The organism is Brachybacterium sp. p3-SID957 (assembly GCF_025144775.1).
Taxonomy (GTDB): domain Bacteria; phylum Actinomycetota; class Actinomycetes; order Actinomycetales; family Dermabacteraceae; genus Brachybacterium; species Brachybacterium epidermidis.
Genome location: NZ_JALXKT010000027.1, coordinates 1 through 19,354 on the forward strand (window position 1 = coordinate 1; position 19,354 = coordinate 19,354).

Consider the following 19,354-nt stretch of genomic DNA (forward strand, 5'->3'; position numbering starts at 1 on the left):
GTCTGCGGCCCGTGGCCGGGATGCGCTCAGGCGCCCCCGGCGGCGCGTCTGGCCCGTGCCTCGGTGAGGCGACTGCGCAGGTTCCGGTACGCCCGGTGGATCCGGTACGCGAGGTAGAGCCCGGCTGCCAGCATCACCAGGGCCAGGATCCCCGCCACGACCGGCAGCACGACGGTGAGCACGGCGATCACAACGACCGCCACGTCCTCACCGACGGAGACCAGTGCGTTGGACACCGGTTCAGGTGACACGTTGACCGCCGCGCGGGCTGTGGCCTTGGTGGTGTGGACGCCGAAGGCGGCACCGGCACCGAGCACGGCCATCACGATCGCGGAGGTGGTGTCGGTCTGCCCGCCCACCAGGTAGCCGATGGCACCGCCGGCGACGGGGCGGATCACGGTGTGCAGCTGGTCCCAGAAGGAATCGAGGAACGCAATCTTGTCCGCGGCGAAGTCGACCAGCAGCAGGATCCCGGTGATCACCAGCACGTCGGTGCGCTGCAGCGCATCGGGGATCTGCTCAAGAGCGAAGAGGCGGCCGGACAGGCCCAGGACGAAGGCCATGAGGTAGGGCCTCATGCCGCTTGCCACGCCGGAGCTGAGCGTCATCATCAGGGCCTCCATGGAGGTCCCCCCTTCTCCTGCCGGCGGGCCGGCGGGCTCATCGTGTGGACTGCGGAGGTGTCAACGACGGGGGCGTCGCTCGGATTCCCGCCGGTGCAGTTCGATGCGTAGTGCCCGGATGTCCTGGCCGGACGGAGCGGAGTACTCCCACAGGGGGCGGTCGAAGGCGGGCATGACCACGCGCCTGCCGTCCCGCAGGCGCAGGGCAGCGGTGAGCCAGTGCACCGGGTGCACCACGCGCGACTCGACCGCCACCACCTCCGCCCAGGGAACCGTGCGTGCACCGAGCGCACCGACCACGCGCAGCCCGTCATCGAAGATCTCCACCCGGGAGCGGGCTGCTGCCAGGGCCGTGATCACGAATCGGGCACCCAGCAGCCCGGCCACGAGCGCCAGTCCCCCCAGGCCCAGCAGCACCAGCAGCATGCCCAGACCCGGGGAGCGGCCGTCCTCCAGTCCGGACCACACCAGCACCCCCACCGCGGTCATCACCACGGCAGCGCCCAGCAGCAGGGCCGCCGCGATCAGCCGCACCACGGTGTCCCTGGTGGCATGGGCGGGCAGCAGGGCGCGCACCATCGGGCGAGCCCCGCGCGCACGCGGGCCCTGCAGCTCCTGCACCATCCGCTCCACCGTGGCGCTGCTGCGGCTGTAGTCAGGCTGTGCGCGGCGATCGGTGTCCGGGCCGAGATGGCGGGGGATCGTCATGGACCCAGGCTAGACCCTGCGTAGAGTCATGCCCATGGATTCCACCGGCCCCCGCTTCCGTCGCCCCGCCCCGCTGTTCAACTCGGTGGCGGAGGCGATCCCCGGCGAGCCGGATCCCGCGTCCTCGACGGATCTGGCCCACGACTCCGCACAGGCACTGCTGGACGGGGTGTACCGCACGGCTGACCCGGAGGTCGTCGACCGCGTGGTGGGCCTGGTGGCGCAGGAGGGCCTGGGAGACCTGGCGGCGCTGTGGTCGGCCTCCCCCGCGACCACTCTGCCCGGGGCGCTGTGGCGGCTGTACGTTCTGCACACCTGGGTACAGCGCAACGGCGATGACGTGGTGCGCCGCTATCGCGCCGGATCGCGCACGGTGCCGGGGCTGCGCTACCTCTCCGGCATCGCGGAGCCGCCGGACGTCGAGCAGGTGCGCCGCACGATGGACGACATCCTGCGCGGCGCCTTCACCGGTGACCTCGCGCTGGCCCTGAACCGGGCGGGGGCGGTGGCCACGGTGGCCGCCCACGGCACGGCCCACCTGGCCGATCGCGAGGACGTCGACGAGGCGGAGCAGGAGCGGCTGATGGTGCAGGCCGAGCGGCTGCTGTCCACCGGAGAGGCGCTCGTCGCCGCCGGTCACCAGGCGGAGGCCGGCACGCTGGAGTGAGGCCGGGGCCACCGGCACGCCGGCTCCCGAGGTGAGACCCGGAGCCACCGGCACGCCGGCTTCCGCGGTGAGACCCGGGAGCCACCGCCGCGATGGCCCGGGGGCTGTGGGAGCACCGGCCCGGCTGTGACGAGGTCTGCGCGAGATCGCCCGGCAGCACGGTGTGAGATCGGCGTCGTCGCTCGTGGTGGCCCACCTCAGGGCAGGTGCTCTACGATGGCTCATGCGCCGGGCCGCGGTTGCCCCGGGCTCCAACATCTGCCGCTTCGAGCGGCCTTCGCGCCGACAGGCGCATCCCGGTCCGGCGCACCAACGTCATCGGCCCCCGGCTGTGGTCGGCGAGTGCCGCCCGGCCCCCACGAGGAGGCGCGCGAGCGTGGACCTGTTCTTCCCGCGCAGGGTCGAACGTCCGCTGTACGGACAGTTCGGGGAGCTCGCGCAGATCCTGGTGCAGGCCGCCGACGCTCATTCCCGTCTGCTCGGCCACGGGTACCGCGAGCGCAGCCGGATCCTGCCCGCCCTGCACGAGAACGCCACGCGCGCCACGGAGCTGTGCGGCCGCATCGCCAACCGTCTGGCGGAATCGCTGATCACCCCGTACGAGGCAGAGCTGCTGTACGAGTTCGCACTCACCATCGCCGATACCACCGACTCCCTCGAGCACACCTCCGAGCTGCTCGTGCTCACCCGGGTGGGCTCCTTGCCCACCCCGCTGCTGGAGGCCGCCAAGGGCATCGAGCGCGCCGCCGAGCACACCCTGGTGGCCACCTGGTCGCTGAACCGAGTGGCGGACATCGAGGACTACTACACCCAGGTGCGCAAGATCCGCCGGCAGGGCGACCGACTGGTGCGGCAGGCGCTGGCTGAGCTGTACCGCCGCGGCGGGGCCTCCTCCGACCTGCTCGCCTTCCGGGACGTCACGTCAGCGATCGGCCGCACCATCGAGCTGCAGGAGCGCACCGCACGCCTGGCGGACCTGCTGCGGGTCAAGGAAGCCTGAGTGTCCGTCGGACTGCTGGTCCTGGTGGTGGGGCTCGCCCTGGCCCTCGCCTACGTCAACGGATTCCACGACGCCTCCAATGCGGTCTCCACCGCCATCGCGACCCGCTCCCTGCGGGAGTCGACGGCGCTGGCCATGGCCGCCCTGCTGAACCTGCTGGGCGCTCTGCTGGCCCTGCTGATCCTGGCGCTGACCACGACGTGGGCGCTGAGACTGCTGGGTCTGACGGAGATGGCCGCTGCCACTGCGGGGGACCCGGACCTGCTGGCCTTCGCACTGATCGCGATAGCACTGTCCACGCTCGCCTGGGAGGTGGGCACCTGGTGGTACGGGATGCCCTCCTCGACCTGGCACGCCTTCTACGGCGGGGTGGCCGGTGCGTACCTCGCCCTCGGCAAGGGGGGCTCCGTGGACCGGATCGCGGCCCTGGTGCTGATCCCCACCCTGCTGGGGCCGGTGCTGTCGGTGGCGCTGAGCTACCTGGCGATGCGGGCCCTCATGGCCATCGGTCGCACGGAGCGCCTGCGCACCGGGCACATCCGCTTCGCGCAGACGGTGTCAGCGGGCGCGGTGGCCACCGGCCACGGAATGAACGACGTGCGGCTCCCGATGGCGGTGGCGATGGTGGCTGCCGCGTCCGCGGGCCTGGAGCCCGCCTCCACGATGTTCCTGGGAGTCCCGATCGCGGTGGCCGTCGCGGCCGGCACCCTCATGGGCGGCCACCGCATCATCCGCACCATCGGCCGGCGCATGACCGATCTGTCCGCCTCACAGGGGCTGGCCGCCGAGAGCTCGGCCGTCCTGGTGATCGCCGGGCTCGCCGCGGGGATCCATGCGCCGATCTCCACCTCCCACACACTGGCCTCCGGCGTGGTGGGCGCGGGCCTGGCCCGCGGGCCGCGCCACATCAAGTGGAACGTCGTTCGCAGCGTCGTGCTCACGTGGCTGCTGACACCGTTCGGGACCGGGCTGATGTCCTTGGCAATGGTCATCGTGGTCATCAGCCTGCGCTGAGACCGGGCGTCCCCCGGGACAGCGGGCGCCGATATCCTGGGCGGGCCCCGAGCAGGCCGGGCCCCGAGCAGAAGGAGGACCGATGTCCGACCGTGACAGCACCTCAGGCGGCCGACGCCGCCCCACCTACGGGCTGCCCGGTCCGGTCCCCGGCAGGGACGACGCCGCACCGCAGGGGCAGCCCGGTGCACAGGGGTCCGGCGTCCCGGGGCACGACGGCCAGGGATACGGGGCGCAGGGATACGGCTCTCAGGGGTACAACGGGCAGGAGCAGTACGGTGCCCCGTCCCCGGTCTCGGCCCCCATCGGCCCGGCCGGCCAGGCGCCCCCGCAGCCCGCGCAGGATCCCTACGGCGCATCACCCCACGGCCACCCAGTCGGCGCCTCCCCCTACGCGGCATCCGCGCCCGCACCCGGTGGGCCCACCCATCCGCGGAAGCGACGTGGGATCATCCCCCTGGTGGTCGGCCTGGTGCTGCTGCTCGTCATCGCCCCGGCAGTGACCATCGGCGGACTGGTGTGGTCCTTCGGTTCGATCGTGTCGGACCAGGTCAGCGGCCCGGCCGTGCTGCAGGGCAGCTCCGGCGAGGTGCCGATGGCCGCCAACGAGATGATCATCGTGTACATCCCCTCCGAGGACGCGGCCGGCAGCCGCTGCACGGCCGAGACCCCCGATCAGGGGTCGATCACCATCGTTCCCACCTCGGGCACCGTCACCTTCGGCGACGGCTCCACCTACGAGCAGACCATCGGGGTGGCCGCGGTCGCCGACACCACGGTCACCGTCAGCTGCGAGGGCACCGACGCACCCGCCTACCTGGGTCCGTACAGCGTGTTCGGCATCGCCGGCCCACTGCTCATCGGCCCCGCGATCGGCATCTTCACTGGACTCGTGGGCCTTGTGCTGGTGATCGTGGGCATCGTGAAGCTCGTGCGCTCACGCCGCGGCTGACCTTCCCGGTCGAAGATGCCCCGCGGTGTGAACCGGGGCGGTGGTCCCGTCTCACCGCTCGACCCTGGCCTGCCGCTGCATCACCCTGCTCCCCTACAGTGGTCTGGCAGGACCACCACCGAGGACGGAGCGCCGCACATGCATCCCCGCGCAGGCCAGAAGGCACAGACCGAGGACCTCGTCGACGTCGACGAGCTGCTCGATGCGTACTACGACATCCACCCCGATCCCTCGGATCCCGACCAGGCCGTGTCCTTCGGGACGTCCGGGCATCGCGGCTCCTCGCTGGACGCGAAGTTCAACGAGGACCACATCGCCGCCACCACGCAGGCCATCGTCGAGTACCGGGCCTCGCAGGGGATCCATGGTCCGCTGTTCATCGGCCGTGACACCCACGCCCTGTCCCGTCCCGCGTTCGACACCGCGCTCGAGGTGCTGGCGGGCAACGAGGTGGCCACCCTCATCGACTCGATGGACGGCTACACGCCCACCCCGGCGATCTCGCACGCGATCCTGGTGCACAACCGGGGCAAGGGCGCCGAGGACTCCTCGCGCGCCGACGGCATCGTGGTCACCCCCAGCCACAACCCGCCCCGGGACGGTGGCTTCAAGTACAACCCGCCCCACGGCGGCCCCGCTGATTCCGATGCCACCTCCTGGATCGCGGATCGCGCCAACGAGATCCTCGCCTCGGGCCTGCGGGACGTGCGTCGTCACGGCCGCCAGAAGGCGTTGCAGGACGCCGGTCGTCACGACTACCTCCACACCTACGTGGAGGACCTCTCCTCCGTGGTCGACATCGCGGCGATCCGGCGGGCCGGGGTGCGCATCGGCGCCGATCCTCTGGGCGGCGCGGCCGTGGATTACTGGGCCACGATCGGTGAGCTGCACGATCTGGACCTCACGGTCGTGAACCCCGCCGTCGATCCGCAGTTCGGATTCATGACCCTGGACCGGGACGGCAAGATCCGGATGGACTGCTCGAGCCCCTGGTCGATGGCCTCGCTGCTGGAGCAGCGCTCGAGCTACGACATCGCCACCGGCAACGATGCGGACTCCGATCGGCACGGGATCGTCACCCCCGATGCCGGGCTGATGGATCCCAACCACTACCTGGCCGTGGCCATCCGCTACCTCTTCGCCCATCGCCCAGACTGGCCCGCAGGCGCCAAGGTCGGCAAGACGGTGGTCTCCTCCCGGCTGATCGACCAGGTCGTCTCCTCCCTGGGGCGCGAGCTGTTCGAGGTGCCGGTGGGCTTCAAGTGGTTCGTGCCCGGGCTGATCGACTCCTCGGTGGGCTTCGGCGGGGAGGAGAGCGCCGGAGCATCGTTCCTGCGCAAGGACGGATCGGTGTGGACCACCGACAAGGACGGCATCATCCTGGCGCTGCTGGCCTCGGAGATCCTCGCGGTCACCGGGCGCACCCCCAGCCAGCTGCACGCGGAGCTGGTGGAGGAGTTCGGTCGCAGCTCGTACGCGCGTATCGATGCCCCGGCCGATCGGGAGCAGAAGGCGCGTCTGAAGGCGCTCAGCGCCGACGAGGTCACCGCCGACGAGCTGGCCGGCGAGCCGATCACCGCCGCCATCACCGAAGCCCCTGCGGGGGGCGCGATCGGCGGTCTGCGGGTCTCCACCGAGTCGGCCTGGTTCGCGGCACGCCCCTCGGGCACCGAGGACGTGTACAAGATCTACGCGGAGTCGTTCCGCGGTGATGAGCACCTGGCACAGGTGCAGGACGCCGCCAAGGCGCTCGTGGACGGGGTCCTCAGCGACTGACCTCCTGGCCCGCGCGGTACCACCGCCCAGGGCGTGGCGCCATGCACAGGGCTCTTGCAACGGAGCCCGCACGTTGTCACCCTGGTACGCCGAAGGTAAAGAATCGGTAGGGTAATGTTCCCGACCGGACCGCAGGGCCCAAGGCACCGAGGCTCCCGCTGCGCGGGAGCGATAGAGAGAGGGGGTACCGCGTCCATGCGATTGCGAGCACGAATGTGCGTCTGCACCGCCGCCATGGCGATCGCAGCCCCCAGCGCTCTGCCGGGGGCTGCAGCTCTTTCCCCGGAAACGGGTCTGACTGCAGAGCAGTCCGCTGCTGTCGCCGGCATCGGTGTCAGCCTCGCCCTGGGGGCGGATGCCTCCCGCGGCGGGACCCCCAATGACAGAGGCAACAGGCACCCCTGCGGCGATGACCCTCGTGACTCCTCCTGCGGCAAGGGCAAGGACGGCGGGGCTGATCCCGAGGACGGGGAGGTCGAGGATCCTGCCGAGGGGCGGACTCCGATCGAGGTTCCGGGCGGGGGTGCCCCTCCCGAGGAGAACCCCGGAAGGGACTCTGTTGAGGAGGAAGAGGAGTTCTCAGAGCGGACATCGGAGCCGACGGACGGGTCCGATCCCACCACCCAGCCGTCCTCCCCGGATCCCACCGACGGCACCACGTCCACACCGACCGAGCCGAAGCCCACCGACGGCACCACGCCCACACCGACCGAGCCGAAGCCCACACCGACCGAGCCGAAGCCCACGGAGGGCACACCCACGGTTCCCGAGCCGACGGATGATGCACCGTCGGCGCCCACCGCAGAGCGCACCACCGGAGCCACGACACCTCCCGTCGACCCGGAGGAGCGCCAGGACGAAGCCCCCGCGGGAGAGGCCTACGGCAGCAGGACCGAGGCCGAAGAACCACTTGCCGAGGAGAACGTCGACCCCGGCACCTCCGAGGATCCGCCCCTCACGGAGGAACAGCCCGCCCAGCAGGCGGAGCCGATAGAACCCCCCATGGACGCCCACGAGGTGGAGCCGGTGGAACCGTCCGAAGACGCCACGGAGGCCGAGGTGGCAGCCGCACCCGCCGAGCCCAGCAGCCCCTCCCCGCAGCCTGCGCCGTCGCCCGGAACCCCGGGACCGCAGACCGCGAACGCCGAGGAGGCGACTGCTGCGGAGACCGGGCTGGAGAGCGACACCGACCAGCCGCCCGCCAGGCCAGCAGGGTCATCGGACAGCGGACCCCTCACCCGGCTGATCCATGCCATCACCCAGAGCGACTCCCGTCCCGCCGGGCGCATCCGCCAGGTGCTGATGGTGGCTCTCGGCGTCGGCTTCCTCACCGCGGCCGGATTCGTGGGTGCGACCTGGCGCGGCCGACACGCCACCGTCGATATCGAGGATTCCGACCCCGACGACCCACGCAGATGATCCTCTCGCTCGCCCAGCGGTGATCCCTCCGCTCGCCTCGGCGCTCAGTGGGTCTAGACGCTCAGTGCGTCCCACGCATCGCTCGTGCGCCGGCGGGCTCGCCTGCGGGGCAGGTCAGCGCGTCTGATCCCGCCCTTCGCGCAGCAGGCGCCGCACATGGGCCATGATCGACGGGACCGCGCGCTGCATGCCCAGGACCGTCTCGTCGAAGGCCTCCTGCTCGTCGTACCACGGGTCCGGCACATCGAGGTCCTCGTCACGGGCATCGATCGAGGTCTCCGGGTCGAACTGCCTCCATAGCAGCACCTCGGGGCTGGCCTGCCCCTCCGGGATCTGCTCCATCATGCGCCGCAGCGACTGCAGGTGCTGGGAGGTCATCACCAGCACCAGGTCCCAGGTCGTGAGCTCGGACAGGTGCACCGTGCGTGCGGTGTGCTCGAAGGGCTGCCGATAGCCGGCGCGCTCCAGGGCGAACATCGTGCGCTCATCCATCGGCAGGCCCTCAGCGTCCCAGCTGGTCCCGGCCGACTCCACCTCCACCTGCTCGGACAGCCCCGCGGCGCGCACTGCCTCACGCAGCATCACCGCTGCCGCCGGGGAACGGCAGATGTTCCCCGTGCATACGGTGAGGACGCGCAATGTCGACATTCGCCCATTGTGCCAGGCCGGGTGCGCGGGCGGAGTCTTGCGGCGCACCGTGGGGAACCGCACCCGAACCGGACAGATGCATGGGATGCGCGTACCCCGCGTCATCCGGGGCCCGTACAATGCCGACGGAAGGCATGCGGGGTCTTCGCGACCCTGCGGGGGAAGCCCGCGCACACACCCGAAATCGACGGCCCAGGAGGTCAGCCATGGCCGACATCATCCGCGCCCACGACGACGACTGGTCGCTCGTGCGCGAGATCCGCCTACGCTCGCTCAGCACCGACCCCTCGGCCTTCGGCCAGAGCTGGGACAAGGAATCCACCTACGACGACTCGGTGTGGCGCCAGCGCGTCGACGAGGCCACCTGGTTCCTGGCCGTGGAGAGCGGTCAGCCCGTGGGCGTGGTCGCGGTGCGTCAAGAGGAGGACTCCCCCGACGACGAGCGCGAACTCCAGGCCATGTGGGTGACCCCGGCCTCCCGCAAGACGGGTATCGCCCAGGCGCTGGGCGAGGCCGTGCTGGAGTGGGCCCGCGAGGACGGCGCGAGCACGGTCACCCTGTACGTCGGCCCCTCCAACACCGGCGCCCTGGCCGTGTACGAGAGCCTGGGCTTCAGCGACACCGGTGACCGTTGGCGGATCGTCGAGGACGATCCCGACGGTGCCTGGATCAAGATGGCTCGCGCGCTTTGAGCACCACCGACCGCCCTCACTGGGCGGCCCGGATCGAGGACGTCAAGAACAGCATCGTCGGCGGTGTTCTGCGCAGCCTGGGCTGGGACCTCCGCCTGCAGCCGTTCCACGGCTACGGCACCCCCTCGCACGTGAGGATCCTGGCCAAGCTCCTGTACGCCACCAAGGGCACGCCCGCCGACTACTACGACCAGCCGGTGCACGACATGCGCTCGATGGCGGTGCGGGGCTGGCGGAACTTCACCGCGCAGGTCGCGCCCAAACGCAAGGTGCACATCTCCATCGGCGGCAAGCAGTACACCCAGCGCGCCGACCGCACCGGAATCGTCGATGCGCGGCTGGACGTGGATCTCGAACCAGGTGAGCACGAGGCGGTGCTGTGGACCGTTCCGGGCAACGAGGTCACGGCCACCGTCACCGTCTACGCCCATGGCGAGCGCCTGGGCCTGGTCAGCGACATCGACGACACCGTGATGGTGACGTGGCTGCCGCGGCCGATGCTGGCCTTCTGGAACGCGTTCGTAGTCCACCAGTCCTCCCGCAAGGTGGTGCGCGGCATGCCGATGCTCTACCAGCGGATCATGCGCGAGCATCCGGACAGCCCGGTGGTGTACCTGTCCACCGGCGCATGGAACGTGTTCCCGGTCCTGAAGCGGTTCCTGTACAAGAACGGCTACCCAGACGGTCCGCTGCTGCTGACCGACTGGGGCCCCACCAACACCGGCATCTTCCGCTCCGGGCAGGAGCACAAGGAGCGCTCGCTCGAGCAGCTGGCGTCCTTCCTGCCACAGGTGAAATGGCTGCTGATCGGAGACGACGGCCAGCACGACCCCTCGATCTATGCGCGCTTCGCCGAGAAGCGCCCGGAGAACGTGCAGGCGATCGCGATCCGACAGCTCACGGAGTCGGAGCAGCTGCTCGCCCACGGCACCACGCGGCCGCTCGAAGAGCCGTCCGAGCAGAACACCACCCCCCCGATGGTGCAGGCACCGGACGGCCACGGGCTGCTGAAGAAGCTCCAGCAGATCGGTCTGCTCAAGGCCAGCGCCTCCCGGTGACAGGCACCCAGTTCGTTCCCGTCAGGATCCGGCAGGCCCGCGCCTGCGACATCCCGGTCCTGCTGGAGATCGTCCAGTCCGCCTACCGCGGTGAGGGCGGATGGACCACCGAGGCGCACCTGGTGCGCGGACACCGCACCGATGAAGCAGAAGTGCGCGGTCTGCTCGAGGACCCTCACGCCTTGCTCCTGGTGGCCCAGCGACAGCCGGCATCGGACCCGGCAACGGTGGGGCCGACGCGAGGAGCGACGACGGGGCCGACCGGGGCGCCCGCTGCCGCCCTGTCGGTGCTGGGATGCTGCTACACCCGCCTGGACCCGGATGAGCCCCAGCGGGCGGAACTCGGACTGTTCGCCGTCAGCCCCTCCGCCCAGGGCGCCGGAGTGGGACGGGCACTGATCGAAGCACACGTGGCACGCCGTGCACAGGACGGTGTGCGCCGCATCGAGCTGTGCGTCCTGCAGAACCGTCCCGAGCTGCGCGCGTGGTACGAGCGTCGCGGGTTCCAGACGATGGAGGGCACCCTCCCGTTCCCGGCCGATCCATCCCTGCTGGTGGAGCCCGGCCTGAGGATGGAGCGGATGGTGCGGACGTTGCTGCCGAGTTCGGCAGGCCGCTGACCTGCGACGTCCGTCCCTCTTGTGAAGTGCGTCCCAGGATAGGCTGGGCCCATGAGCATGGACGCTTACTCCCCCGCCGCCTATCGCTTCGCCAACACCCCGTACCGGCGTGTGGGCCGTTCCGGGCTGAAGCTGTCGCCCATCTCGCTGGGACTGTGGCAGAACTTCGGTGAGAACCGGGATCCGCTGACGCTGAGGACGATCGTGCGCCGCGCATTCGACCTGGGCATCACGCACTTCGACCTTGCCAACAACTACGGCCCTCCCCCTGGCAGCGCCGAGACCCACATCGGTCGGATCCTCGACCAGGACTTCAGCAATCATCGTGACGAACTGGTGATCTCCACCAAGGCCGGCTACGAGATGTGGGACGGTCCCTACGGTGACGGCGGTTCCCGCAAGTACCTGCTGAGCTCCCTGGACCAGTCCCTGGAGCGGCTGGACCTCGACTACGTGGACATCTTCTACCACCACCGCGAGGATCCGGAGACTCCGCTGGAGGAGACGATGGGAGCACTGGACCAAGCGGTGCGCTCCGGGAAGGCGCTGTACGTCGGCATCTCCAACTACTCACCGGAGAAGACCCGAGAAGCCGCGAGGATCCTCGCTGATATGGGCACTCCGCTGCTGATCCATCAACCCTCGTACTCGATGTTCAACCGTCACATCGAGAACGGGCTGCTGAAGACGGCGGAGGAGCTCGGCATCGGCCTGGCGGCGTTCTCCCCCCTCCAGCAGGGACTGCTCACGAACCGCTACATGTCCGGTGTGCCGCAGTCCTCGCGGGCCGGGAGCTCCTCGCCATCGCTCAGCGAGAAGCAAGCTCGCGACCCGGAGTACCAGAAGCGCGTTCGCGGCCTGTCCGACATCGCCCACGAGCGCGGGCAGAGCCTCGCGCAGATGGCGCTGGCCTGGGCGCTGCGCCATCCACAGGTGTCCACTGCACTGGTGGGCGCTTCGTCCGTGCACCAGCTCGAGCAGAACATCCAGACCCTCCAGAAGCTCGACTTCACGGACGACGAACTGCGCCGCATCGACGAGTTCGCGATCGACGGCACCGCCCGCTGACGCACCGCAGCAGGCCGGGTGCTCCGAGGCCGAGCAGCACACGCATCGGGTGGGTTGAAAGCCCAGGTCCGGGAGTCGGTCACACACGTTGAGAGTGGGGCGCGTCTGAGAACCACACATGGTTCCCAGATGCGCCCCGCTTGTCATCGCCGCAGATCAGCGAGCTTCCCATCGGTTGATCGGGCCGGATCCACATCGAGGTTCCTCCCCATGCATCACCAGTGCAGGGCCCCTAGGTTAGGGCCATGCCTCCCCGAACGCGCCCACCGCGGGGCGCCGTACTCGCTCGCGCTGAGCTTCGTGCGGCCGGTGTGCACCCGCGGCGCCTCGCCTCATCGGAGTTCACCGACGTGTTCAGCGGGCACGTCACGCCATCGAGTGATCCCGCCCCGCTGTTCGACATCGCAGATGTGCTCGTGCGGGCCAGGCTGCCCGGGGCTCTCCTCAGCCACACCACTGCAGCTGAACTGTGCGACCTGCCCCTTCCGGATCACGCCCGGTACGCCACAGGCGGGACGCTCCATGTCACGGTCCCGGCAGCCGACCGTCGCCGCGCCGGCCCCCAGGTCACCACCCATCGGCTCAGCAATCCGGGTCAGACCGCGCGCGAGCCGCTGCCCACCGTCGGCATGCCCGCTCTTCTGTGCGGTCTGGCGACTATGCTGAGCACGGAGGAGATGGTTCTCGTGCTGGATCACCTGATGGGTCCAGCGGCACAACACCGTCGCCGCTCGCGCGACGAGATCTGGCGATTCGCATCGATCGGTGCTCCCATGCCCGGGAAGGCGCGGCTGCGCCAAGCGCTGTGGCGGGCCCGACCGGATGTGCCGAGCGGCATCCATACACGTATCCGCCGGTTCTTCCATCTCGCTGGAGTCCCGCCACCTGTCGAGAACCTGTCCCTGGCGACGGACATCCCCGGGATCAGTGTGATGGTGGATTTCGCCTATCCCGAGTCGCGCATCGGGATCCTGTGGACCGATTCCTCGAACTCGCCACGCTTCCGTCGGGAAGCTCGACTCCGCGAAGCCGATCTCCTGCAGCTGGGATGGATCGTGCTCCATCTGTCCCTCGCAGATCTGGATGACCCGCAGGGGTTCGTCGCGGTGTTCCGGGCTGCATCGAGAACTCGCCGGGCGGCGGCCTGACCCCGCCGGCCGTCCGAACCCACCGGTGGTCTGAGCCGATCGGAAGCATGCCCAGGCTCCGGGCACCTTTTATGACATACCGGGTGCTTCTGCTTGGAGTAGGACGCATCTCAGAACCACGAGATGGTTCTGAGATGCGTCCCGCATCGAGTGCCGCGAGCCCGGTCCCGCAGCAGGCACAACGGATCGGACGCGCCGGGGCCCGGCAGCATCAGCCGGGGGCCCGGCAGCATCAGCCGGGGGCCCGGCTGCATCAACCGGTGTTCTTCAGGCCCGCCGCCACACCGTTGATCGTGGTGAGCAGGGCTCGCTGGAGATCCGGTTCCAGCTGCTCCCCGCGCTCGGTGGCCGCTCGGGCCCGCTGCAGCAGCGCGACCTGCATGTACGAGATCGGATCGAGATAGCGGTCACGCACGGCAAGGGTGCGCTTGAGCACCGGCTGGTTGTCCAGCAGGCCCAGCACGCCGGTGAGGCGCTCGATCTCCTCCACCGCCAGGTTGTACTCCGCACGGATGGTCTCGAACAGCGGCCACAGCCGCTCCGGCACCAGGGAGTGCACGTAGTGAGCGGCGATCTGCATGTCCGTCTTGGCCAGGGTCATCTCGACGTTGCTGATGACGGTGCGGAAGAAGTGCCAGTGGCGCAGCATGTCGTGCAGGTCCGGCTCCAGCCCGGCCTCCCGCGCGGCCTTCAGCCCGGAGCCGGCGCCGAACCAGCCCGGCACGATCTGCCGCGACTGCGTCCAGCCGAACACCCACGGGATCGCCCGCAGGCCGTCCAGGCCCTTCTCCGAGGTCGTCCGCTTCGAGGGCCGCGAGCCGATGTTCAGGTCGCCCAACAGCTCCACAGGGGTGGAGGTCACGAAGTACTCCGGCAGGTCCGGATCGTCCACCAGCTTCCGGTACGCCGCGAACGCCGCATCGGAGACCGTCTCCATCGCCTCGCCGAAGCGCACCAGCTGCTCCGGTGTGGTGCGCGGCTGCGTGTGCAGGGCGGATCCCTCCAGCACGGCCGCGAGGGACAGGTCGAGGTTCTCCCGCGCCAGCGTGGGGAGCATGTACTTGTCGGAGATGACCTCGCCCTGCTCGGTGAACTTGATCTCGCCCTCCAGCACCCCGTAGGGCTGGGCCAGGATCGCGTCGTACGTCGGCCCGCCACCGCGGCCCACGGAGCCGCCGCGCCCGTGGAACAGACGCAGGGTCACCCCGTGGCGCGCAGCGGCGTCGCGCAGACGACGCTGCGCCTGGTGGATCTCCCACTGGCTGGTCATCACGCCGGCTTCCTTGTTGCCGTCGGAGTAGCCCAGCATCACCTCCTGGCGATCCCCGCGCAGGCGCACCACCTCGCGGTAGGAGGGGTCGCTCAGCAGCTCGTCCAGGATCTCCCCGGCGTGACGCAGCTCCTCGACCGTCTCCAGCAGCGGTACGAAGCCGATGTCGGAGCGGTTCTTCTCGTCGCCGCCGGCGATGTTCACGAGCCCGGCCTCGCGGGCCAGCAGCACCGCGGCGAGGACGTCATCGGCCCCGCGGGTCATCGAGACGATGTAGGTCTCGATGACATGGGGCCCGTAGGTGCGGTGCGCGTCGCGGATCTCCCGGAACACGTTGAACGTGGTGCGGGTGGAGTCGTCCAGGATCGTCTCGTCCTCGGTGATGGCCGAGCCCACCAGCGGACGCCGGCTGGCCAGCTCCGCGGACAGCACCGCGGTGCGCTGGGTGCGGTCGAGATCGGAGTACGGGGTCTCCAGCTCCCCCACCTGGTCGAACAGCCGCACCAGCACCTCGTGGTGCTTCTCGGCGTGCTCACGCACGTCCAGCGTGGCCAGGTTCAGGCCCGAACCGGCCAGCACCAGCTGCGCGATCGCCAGTCCCCCGTCCGCCATGCGGGTGGCGCCGTGGCGGCGCAGCGCCTCGCGCACCACCGTGAAGTCGTCCTGCAGCTCGGCACCGTCGCGGTAGTCGCGCCCCGGCACATGCGGCTCACCGCTGTGGATCCGCCTGCGGGTGGCACGCAGCTTCGAGCGCATCGCCCCCAGCTTCAACCGGTACGGCTCCTCCAGGTACAGCTCCTGCTGCACCTCGTCGATGTCGGTGACGTGCTCGAGATCGGCCCGCAGGCTGGCGGTGAGCTCCTCGTCCTCGCCGGTGAGGGCGCTGGAGACGGACAGCTCGACGATCAGCTCGTTGATGGCCTCGATGGCGATGTCGATCGCGGTGTCGGCCTGCAGTTGCAGCACCTCCCGGGTGACCTCGGCGGTGACGTACGGGTTGCCGTCGCGGTCACCCCCGATCCAGGAGCCGAACCGCAGCGGCACCTCGCGGTCGTGCAGCTCCGCTCCGTACGTGCGCAGCTCGTCTCGGAGGTCGTCCAGCATCGCCGGCATGGTCTGGGAGTAGATCTGCCGCAGGTAGTACAGGGCGTTGCGGGCCTCGTCCTGGGGAGTGGGGCGCTGGCGGCGCAGCTCGTCGGTCTGCCACAGCGACTCGATCAGCTCCGCCAGTGCGGTGTCCTGACGGCGCCGCTCGACACTGCCCTCCTCGGTGTCCGTCTCCAACAGGTCCGAGATCCTGCGCAGCTTGGTCAGCACTGCACGTCGGGACGCCTCGGTGGGGTGCGCGGTGAACACCAGGCGCACGTCGAGCGAGTCCACCGCCTTCTGCAGGCCCTCGGCGCCCAGTTCCTCATGGATCGCCCGCACGGTGCGCGGAATCCAGGAGTCGGCGGTGGGGCGCTCGGCGAGAGCGCGCACTCGGTACACCTGCTCGGCCGCATTGGCCAGCAGGAAGTACTGAGTGAAGGCTCGGGTCAGGGCCGTGGCCTGCTCGATCGGCAGCCGGGCCAGGCGCTCCTGCACCTCGCGCGCCTCGACCGTGCTGTGGGAGGCCTTCGCCTCCTTGGTGAGCTGACGCACCTGTTCCACCAGATCCAGCAGCTCCTGGCCGTTCTTATCAGCGAGAGTGCGGCCCAGCAGGGTGGAGAGTCTGCGAACGGTCGCTCTCAGCGGTGCATCAATGTGCGGATCGTCCCCGACGACAGGGAACTCGCTGGTCAGGGTCGGAACGCGGATGGCGTCGGCATCGGGCACGGGGCCTCCTGGGTGGGACGGCGACACGGAGCGGTCACCGACATCGAGGGCGACCGCCGCGGCGCGGATGAACGGGGCCAGACTACCGCGCAGCGGCACTCGGGCCATCGCGGGCGACCGCAGAGCGGCACCCGGCGGGCACGTCCTGGGAACGACGAGGGCCCCGGCATGGATCACCGGGGCCCTCGCAATGGGCGGAGACGAGAGGATTTGAACCTCCGAGGCGGTTTATCACCACCTACTCCCTTAGCAGGGGAGCGCATTCGGCCGCTCTGCCACGTCTCCTGGTGCCGTCGGACGGCACGCCGATACAGCATACGGGAGGGCCGGGGCACCACCAAAGCGACAGTGGCTGATCAGCCGCGCATCACACCCATCACATCGTGGGGTGACCGCGGAATGCGGCAGCACGCAGCAGTCCCTGCCTCAGCTGCCGACGCAGGAGCCTCACAGCGAGAGCGTGGTGCGCAGCAGGTCGATGTGCTTCGGGGTGCCCACGCGGTACTTCACCAGGGTGAGCTCGCCCTCGGCGTCGATGGCGAAGGTGGAGCGGATGGTCCCCTCCACGATCCGCCCGTACATGTTCTTCTCCCCCCACGCCCCGTAGGCGGCCATGGTCTGGTGCGACTCGTCCGAGGCCAGGGTGTACGGCAGGTCCTGTTCGGCGACGAACCTGTCCAGGGCCTCCACCGGGTCCGGGGAGATCCCCACGACCCGATATCCCGCGTCGAGGAACATCTGATGGTTGTCCCGCAGGTCACAGGCCTGCCGGGTGCACAGCGAGGTGTTCGCTGCGGGGTAGAACCAGATCACGGCCGGTGCTCCGCGCAGCTCCTCCAGGGTCACTCGGCCACCTCCGGCGGTGGGCAGGTCGAAGGCGGGGGCGGCGTCGCCGATGGCGAGCTTCACGGGGGCGGTGCTCACGGGGCAGGACTCCTGATGGTCGGGTGGCACGGCTGCGCGGGATCGCGCGGCGGTCCCAGTATGGCCGGGTCGGGATCCCGGCAGGGCCGGATCGGCCGACCGCCCCTCACAGGCCGCTCACGCCGGATAGGTTCGATGCCACGGAACCGTCGAGGAGGACCCGATGACCGAGCGACTCTCCACCGCCACCCTGGGCTCACTGCCCCCCGAGGTGGCGCGCCCCACATACGACAGGACGGGGATCGAGGTGGGCATCGCACACATCGGCGTGGGCGGTTTCCACCGCTCCCACCAGGCGATGTACCTGGACCGACTGCTCGAGCAGGGAGCCGCCCGGGACTGGGGGATCTGCGGCATCGGCCTGCTGGACTCGGACGCGCGCATGCGGGACGCACTGACGGCGCAGGACGGCCTGTACACGCTGGTCCTCAAGCATCCGGACGGCGCCCGGGAGCGGCGGGTGATCGGCAGCCTCGTCGAGTACCTCCATACCCCCACGGACCTGGAGGCGGTGCTGGAGAGGCTGGCCGATCCCGCGATCCGCATCCTGACGCTCACGGTCACCGAGGGCGGGTACAACGTCTCCCGCACGCACGGCTCCTTCGACCTCACCGCACCCGGCGTCGCCGCGGACCTCGCCCCTGGAGCCGTACCTCGGACCGTGTTCGGCGTGGTCACCGCCGCGCTGGCGCGCAGGCGTGAGCGCGGGGTGCCGCCCTTCACCGTCCTCAGCTGCGACAACCTCCAGGGCAACGGGGAGGTGGCTCGCACGGCCTTCACCACTTTCGCCTCGGCACTGGACGAGGAACTGGGCTCATGGATGCGCGAGTCGGTGCGCTTCCCCTCCAGCATGGTGGACCGGATCACGCCGGTGACGGCGGAGGCCGACATCGTCGAGAACGACGACGCCCTGGGGGTGCACGACGCCTGGCCCGTGATCGCCGAGCCCTTCGAGCAATGGGTGATCGAGGACGACTTTCCCACCGGCAGGCCACCGTGGGAGCAGGTGGGTGCTCAGCTGGTCGACGACGTCGAGCCGTACGAGCACATGAAGCTGCGCCTGCTGAACTCCACCCACCAGGCGATCGCCTACCTCGGGTACCTGGCGGGCCATCGCTACGCGCACGAGACCATGGGCGATCCACGGATCGTGTCCCTGCTGAGGCGCTACTGGACGGAGGAGGCTCGACCGACGCTGCCTCCGGTCCCCGGGGTGGACCTGCAGGAGTACACCGACACCCTCGAGAAGCGCTACGGCAACGAGCACGTGCGCGACACCTTGGCCCGGCTGTGCGCAGACTCCTCCAACCGGATCCCGCCCTGGCTGGTGCCGGTGGTGCGGGACCGACTGGCTCAGGACGGGCCGGTGCACTGCTGCGCGGCGGTGATCGCCGCCTGGGCCCGCTACGCCGAGGGTGTGGACGAGCAGGGCGAGCCGATCACGGTGGTGGACGCGCTGCAGGACCGCGTGATGGCGGCCGCACGCGCCCAGCTGCCGGTGGAGCAGGGCGGCACCGGTGATGACCTGGCGTTCCTACGGGACCGGTCGCTGTTCGGGGACCTGGTGGACGATGACCGCTTCACCACTCCCTATCGCCAGGCCCTCTCGCTGCTGCACGCCAGGGGAGCCACCGCCATGCTGGACCTGCTGGCCCGGGCGCCTGGTCGACCTCCCGCCGCCGGAACGGACGCCGGGCAGACGCCCGACCCCGGCCCCCTGGATCGACCGGCGTCGAACGCGACAGGCACGTCGGACGCGACAGGCACGTCGGACGCGACGGGCACCCAGGCTTGACAGACGGCACCGCCCAGACCACGGACGTGTGGATGCTCGGCATCGGCGCCTCCCTGCTGATGCAGGCTGCCGGAGAGGGCAAGAAGTCCTCCACGTGATCAGTGCGGGGCCGCCCTGCCTGCTGGCGAGGGGCGGCCCTGCCGATCAGTCGCGGCAC

At 70.1% G+C, this 19,354-nt stretch carries 17 protein-coding genes and 1 tRNA gene; 12 read left to right on the forward strand and 6 right to left on the reverse strand.

Features of this window, described 5'->3' with window-relative positions:
* Positions 1 to 26 precede the first annotated feature (26 nt).
* Positions 27 to 623, reverse strand: a complete 597-nt coding sequence (locus M3B01_RS07520; protein ID WP_259790753.1) for a DUF4126 domain-containing protein — start codon at positions 621 to 623, stop codon at positions 27 to 29.
* A gap of 60 nt (positions 624 to 683) precedes the next feature.
* Complete coding sequence (locus M3B01_RS07525; protein WP_259790754.1) at positions 684 to 1,331, reverse strand: PH domain-containing protein; 648 nt, start codon at positions 1,329 to 1,331, stop codon at positions 684 to 686.
* 34 nt (positions 1,332 to 1,365) lie between these two features.
* Here M3B01_RS07525 and M3B01_RS07530 point away from each other — a divergent pair, with 34 nt between their 5' ends.
* The 6 genes from M3B01_RS07530 (at position 1,366) to M3B01_RS07555 (ending at position 8,159) form a co-directional block, all read left to right on the forward strand.
* Positions 1,366 to 1,998 (forward strand): hypothetical protein, encoded by a 633-nt coding sequence (locus M3B01_RS07530; RefSeq protein ID WP_259790755.1) that lies wholly within the window; start codon positions 1,366 to 1,368, stop codon positions 1,996 to 1,998.
* 376 nt (positions 1,999 to 2,374) lie between these two features.
* On the forward strand, positions 2,375 to 2,998 hold the full coding sequence (locus tag M3B01_RS07535) for a DUF47 domain-containing protein (protein WP_193866559.1): 624 nt from the start codon (positions 2,375 to 2,377) through the stop codon (positions 2,996 to 2,998).
* Positions 2,999 to 4,012, forward strand: coding sequence for an inorganic phosphate transporter (locus M3B01_RS07540; RefSeq protein ID WP_259790756.1), 1,014 nt, complete (start codon positions 2,999 to 3,001; stop codon positions 4,010 to 4,012).
* Positions 4,013 to 4,094: 82 nt separating this feature from the next.
* Complete coding sequence (locus M3B01_RS07545; protein ID WP_259790757.1) at positions 4,095 to 4,964, forward strand: hypothetical protein; 870 nt, start codon at positions 4,095 to 4,097, stop codon at positions 4,962 to 4,964.
* A 138-nt stretch (positions 4,965 to 5,102) separates the two neighbouring features.
* A complete protein-coding gene (gene pgm, locus M3B01_RS07550; protein ID WP_259790758.1) occupies positions 5,103 to 6,740 on the forward strand; it encodes a phosphoglucomutase (alpha-D-glucose-1,6-bisphosphate-dependent) in 1,638 nt (545 codons plus the stop codon).
* A 234-nt stretch (positions 6,741 to 6,974) separates the two neighbouring features.
* Positions 6,975 to 8,159 (forward strand): hypothetical protein, encoded by a 1,185-nt coding sequence (locus M3B01_RS07555; protein WP_259790759.1) that lies wholly within the window; start codon positions 6,975 to 6,977, stop codon positions 8,157 to 8,159.
* A 114-nt stretch (positions 8,160 to 8,273) separates the two neighbouring features.
* On the opposite strand, the gene M3B01_RS07560 is transcribed toward M3B01_RS07555, so the two are convergent.
* Positions 8,274 to 8,807: a low molecular weight protein-tyrosine-phosphatase gene (locus tag M3B01_RS07560; RefSeq protein ID WP_259790761.1), complete on the reverse strand. Its 534-nt coding sequence runs from the start codon at positions 8,805 to 8,807 to the stop codon at positions 8,274 to 8,276.
* A 206-nt stretch (positions 8,808 to 9,013) separates the two neighbouring features.
* Between M3B01_RS07560 and M3B01_RS07565 the strand changes: the two genes are divergently transcribed.
* The 5 genes from M3B01_RS07565 (at position 9,014) to M3B01_RS07585 (ending at position 13,393) form a co-directional block, all read left to right on the forward strand.
* Positions 9,014 to 9,499, forward strand: a complete 486-nt coding sequence (locus M3B01_RS07565) for an N-acetyltransferase (RefSeq protein ID WP_259790762.1) — start codon at positions 9,014 to 9,016, stop codon at positions 9,497 to 9,499.
* Entirely contained in the window at positions 9,496 to 10,557 is a 1,062-nt protein-coding gene (locus tag M3B01_RS07570; RefSeq protein ID WP_259790764.1) for an App1 family protein, read from the forward strand. The genes M3B01_RS07565 and M3B01_RS07570 overlap by 4 nt, the downstream gene beginning before the upstream one ends.
* Positions 10,554 to 11,177 carry a GNAT family N-acetyltransferase gene (locus M3B01_RS07575; RefSeq protein WP_259790767.1) on the forward strand — a complete coding sequence of 208 codons (624 nt, stop codon included), beginning with the start codon at positions 10,554 to 10,556 and terminating at the stop codon, positions 11,175 to 11,177. Before M3B01_RS07570 ends, M3B01_RS07575 begins: the two co-directional genes overlap by 4 nt.
* Positions 11,178 to 11,228: 51 nt before the next feature.
* On the forward strand, positions 11,229 to 12,245 hold the full coding sequence (locus M3B01_RS07580) for an aldo/keto reductase (protein ID WP_259790770.1): 1,017 nt from the start codon (positions 11,229 to 11,231) through the stop codon (positions 12,243 to 12,245).
* Positions 12,246 to 12,922: 677 nt separating this feature from the next.
* Positions 12,923 to 13,393, forward strand: a complete 471-nt coding sequence (locus M3B01_RS07585) for a hypothetical protein (protein ID WP_259790772.1) — start codon at positions 12,923 to 12,925, stop codon at positions 13,391 to 13,393.
* Between the two features lie 253 nt (positions 13,394 to 13,646).
* Here M3B01_RS07585 and ppc read toward each other — a convergent pair whose 3' ends face one another.
* From ppc to M3B01_RS07600, 3 genes are all read right to left on the reverse strand, one after another.
* Positions 13,647 to 16,478, reverse strand: coding sequence for a phosphoenolpyruvate carboxylase (gene ppc, locus M3B01_RS07590; RefSeq protein ID WP_259790774.1), 2,832 nt, complete (start codon positions 16,476 to 16,478; stop codon positions 13,647 to 13,649).
* Positions 16,479 to 16,673: 195 nt separating this feature from the next.
* Positions 16,674 to 16,763 (reverse strand) — tRNA-Ser (locus M3B01_RS07595).
* 162 nt (positions 16,764 to 16,925) lie between these two features.
* The gene (locus M3B01_RS07600) at positions 16,926 to 17,402 is read right to left on the reverse strand and encodes a peroxiredoxin (RefSeq protein ID WP_259790775.1); all 477 of its coding nucleotides are present in this window, start codon (positions 17,400 to 17,402) and stop codon (positions 16,926 to 16,928) included.
* 163 nt (positions 17,403 to 17,565) lie between these two features.
* Here M3B01_RS07600 and M3B01_RS07605 point away from each other — a divergent pair, with 163 nt between their 5' ends.
* Positions 17,566 to 19,197, forward strand: a complete 1,632-nt coding sequence (locus M3B01_RS07605) for a mannitol dehydrogenase family protein (RefSeq protein WP_259790777.1) — start codon at positions 17,566 to 17,568, stop codon at positions 19,195 to 19,197.
* Positions 19,198 to 19,354 lie beyond the last annotated feature (157 nt).

Excerpts from the sequence above, each read along its gene's own strand:
- M3B01_RS07520 (WP_259790753.1), bottom strand. The coding sequence starts at position 623 with ATGGAGGCCCTGATGATGACGCTCAGCTCCGGCGTGGCAAGCGGCATG.
- M3B01_RS07555 (WP_259790759.1), top strand. The coding sequence starts at position 6,975 with ATGGCGATCGCAGCCCCCAGCGCTCTGCCGGGGGCTGCAGCTCTTTCC.
- M3B01_RS07530 (WP_259790755.1), top strand. The coding sequence starts at position 1,366 with ATGGATTCCACCGGCCCCCGCTTCCGTCGCCCCGCCCCGCTGTTCAAC.
- M3B01_RS07525 (WP_259790754.1), bottom strand. The coding sequence starts at position 1,331 with ATGACGATCCCCCGCCATCTCGGCCCGGACACCGATCGCCGCGCACAG.
- M3B01_RS07580 (WP_259790770.1), top strand. The coding sequence starts at position 11,229 with ATGAGCATGGACGCTTACTCCCCCGCCGCCTATCGCTTCGCCAACACC.
- M3B01_RS07560 (WP_259790761.1), bottom strand. The coding sequence starts at position 8,807 with ATGTCGACATTGCGCGTCCTCACCGTATGCACGGGGAACATCTGCCGT.
- M3B01_RS07605 (WP_259790777.1), top strand. The coding sequence starts at position 17,566 with ATGACCGAGCGACTCTCCACCGCCACCCTGGGCTCACTGCCCCCCGAG.
- M3B01_RS07585 (WP_259790772.1), top strand. The coding sequence starts at position 12,923 with ATGGTTCTCGTGCTGGATCACCTGATGGGTCCAGCGGCACAACACCGT.
- pgm (WP_259790758.1), top strand. The coding sequence starts at position 5,103 with ATGCATCCCCGCGCAGGCCAGAAGGCACAGACCGAGGACCTCGTCGAC.
- M3B01_RS07565 (WP_259790762.1), top strand. The coding sequence starts at position 9,014 with ATGGCCGACATCATCCGCGCCCACGACGACGACTGGTCGCTCGTGCGC.
- M3B01_RS07545 (WP_259790757.1), top strand. The coding sequence starts at position 4,095 with ATGTCCGACCGTGACAGCACCTCAGGCGGCCGACGCCGCCCCACCTAC.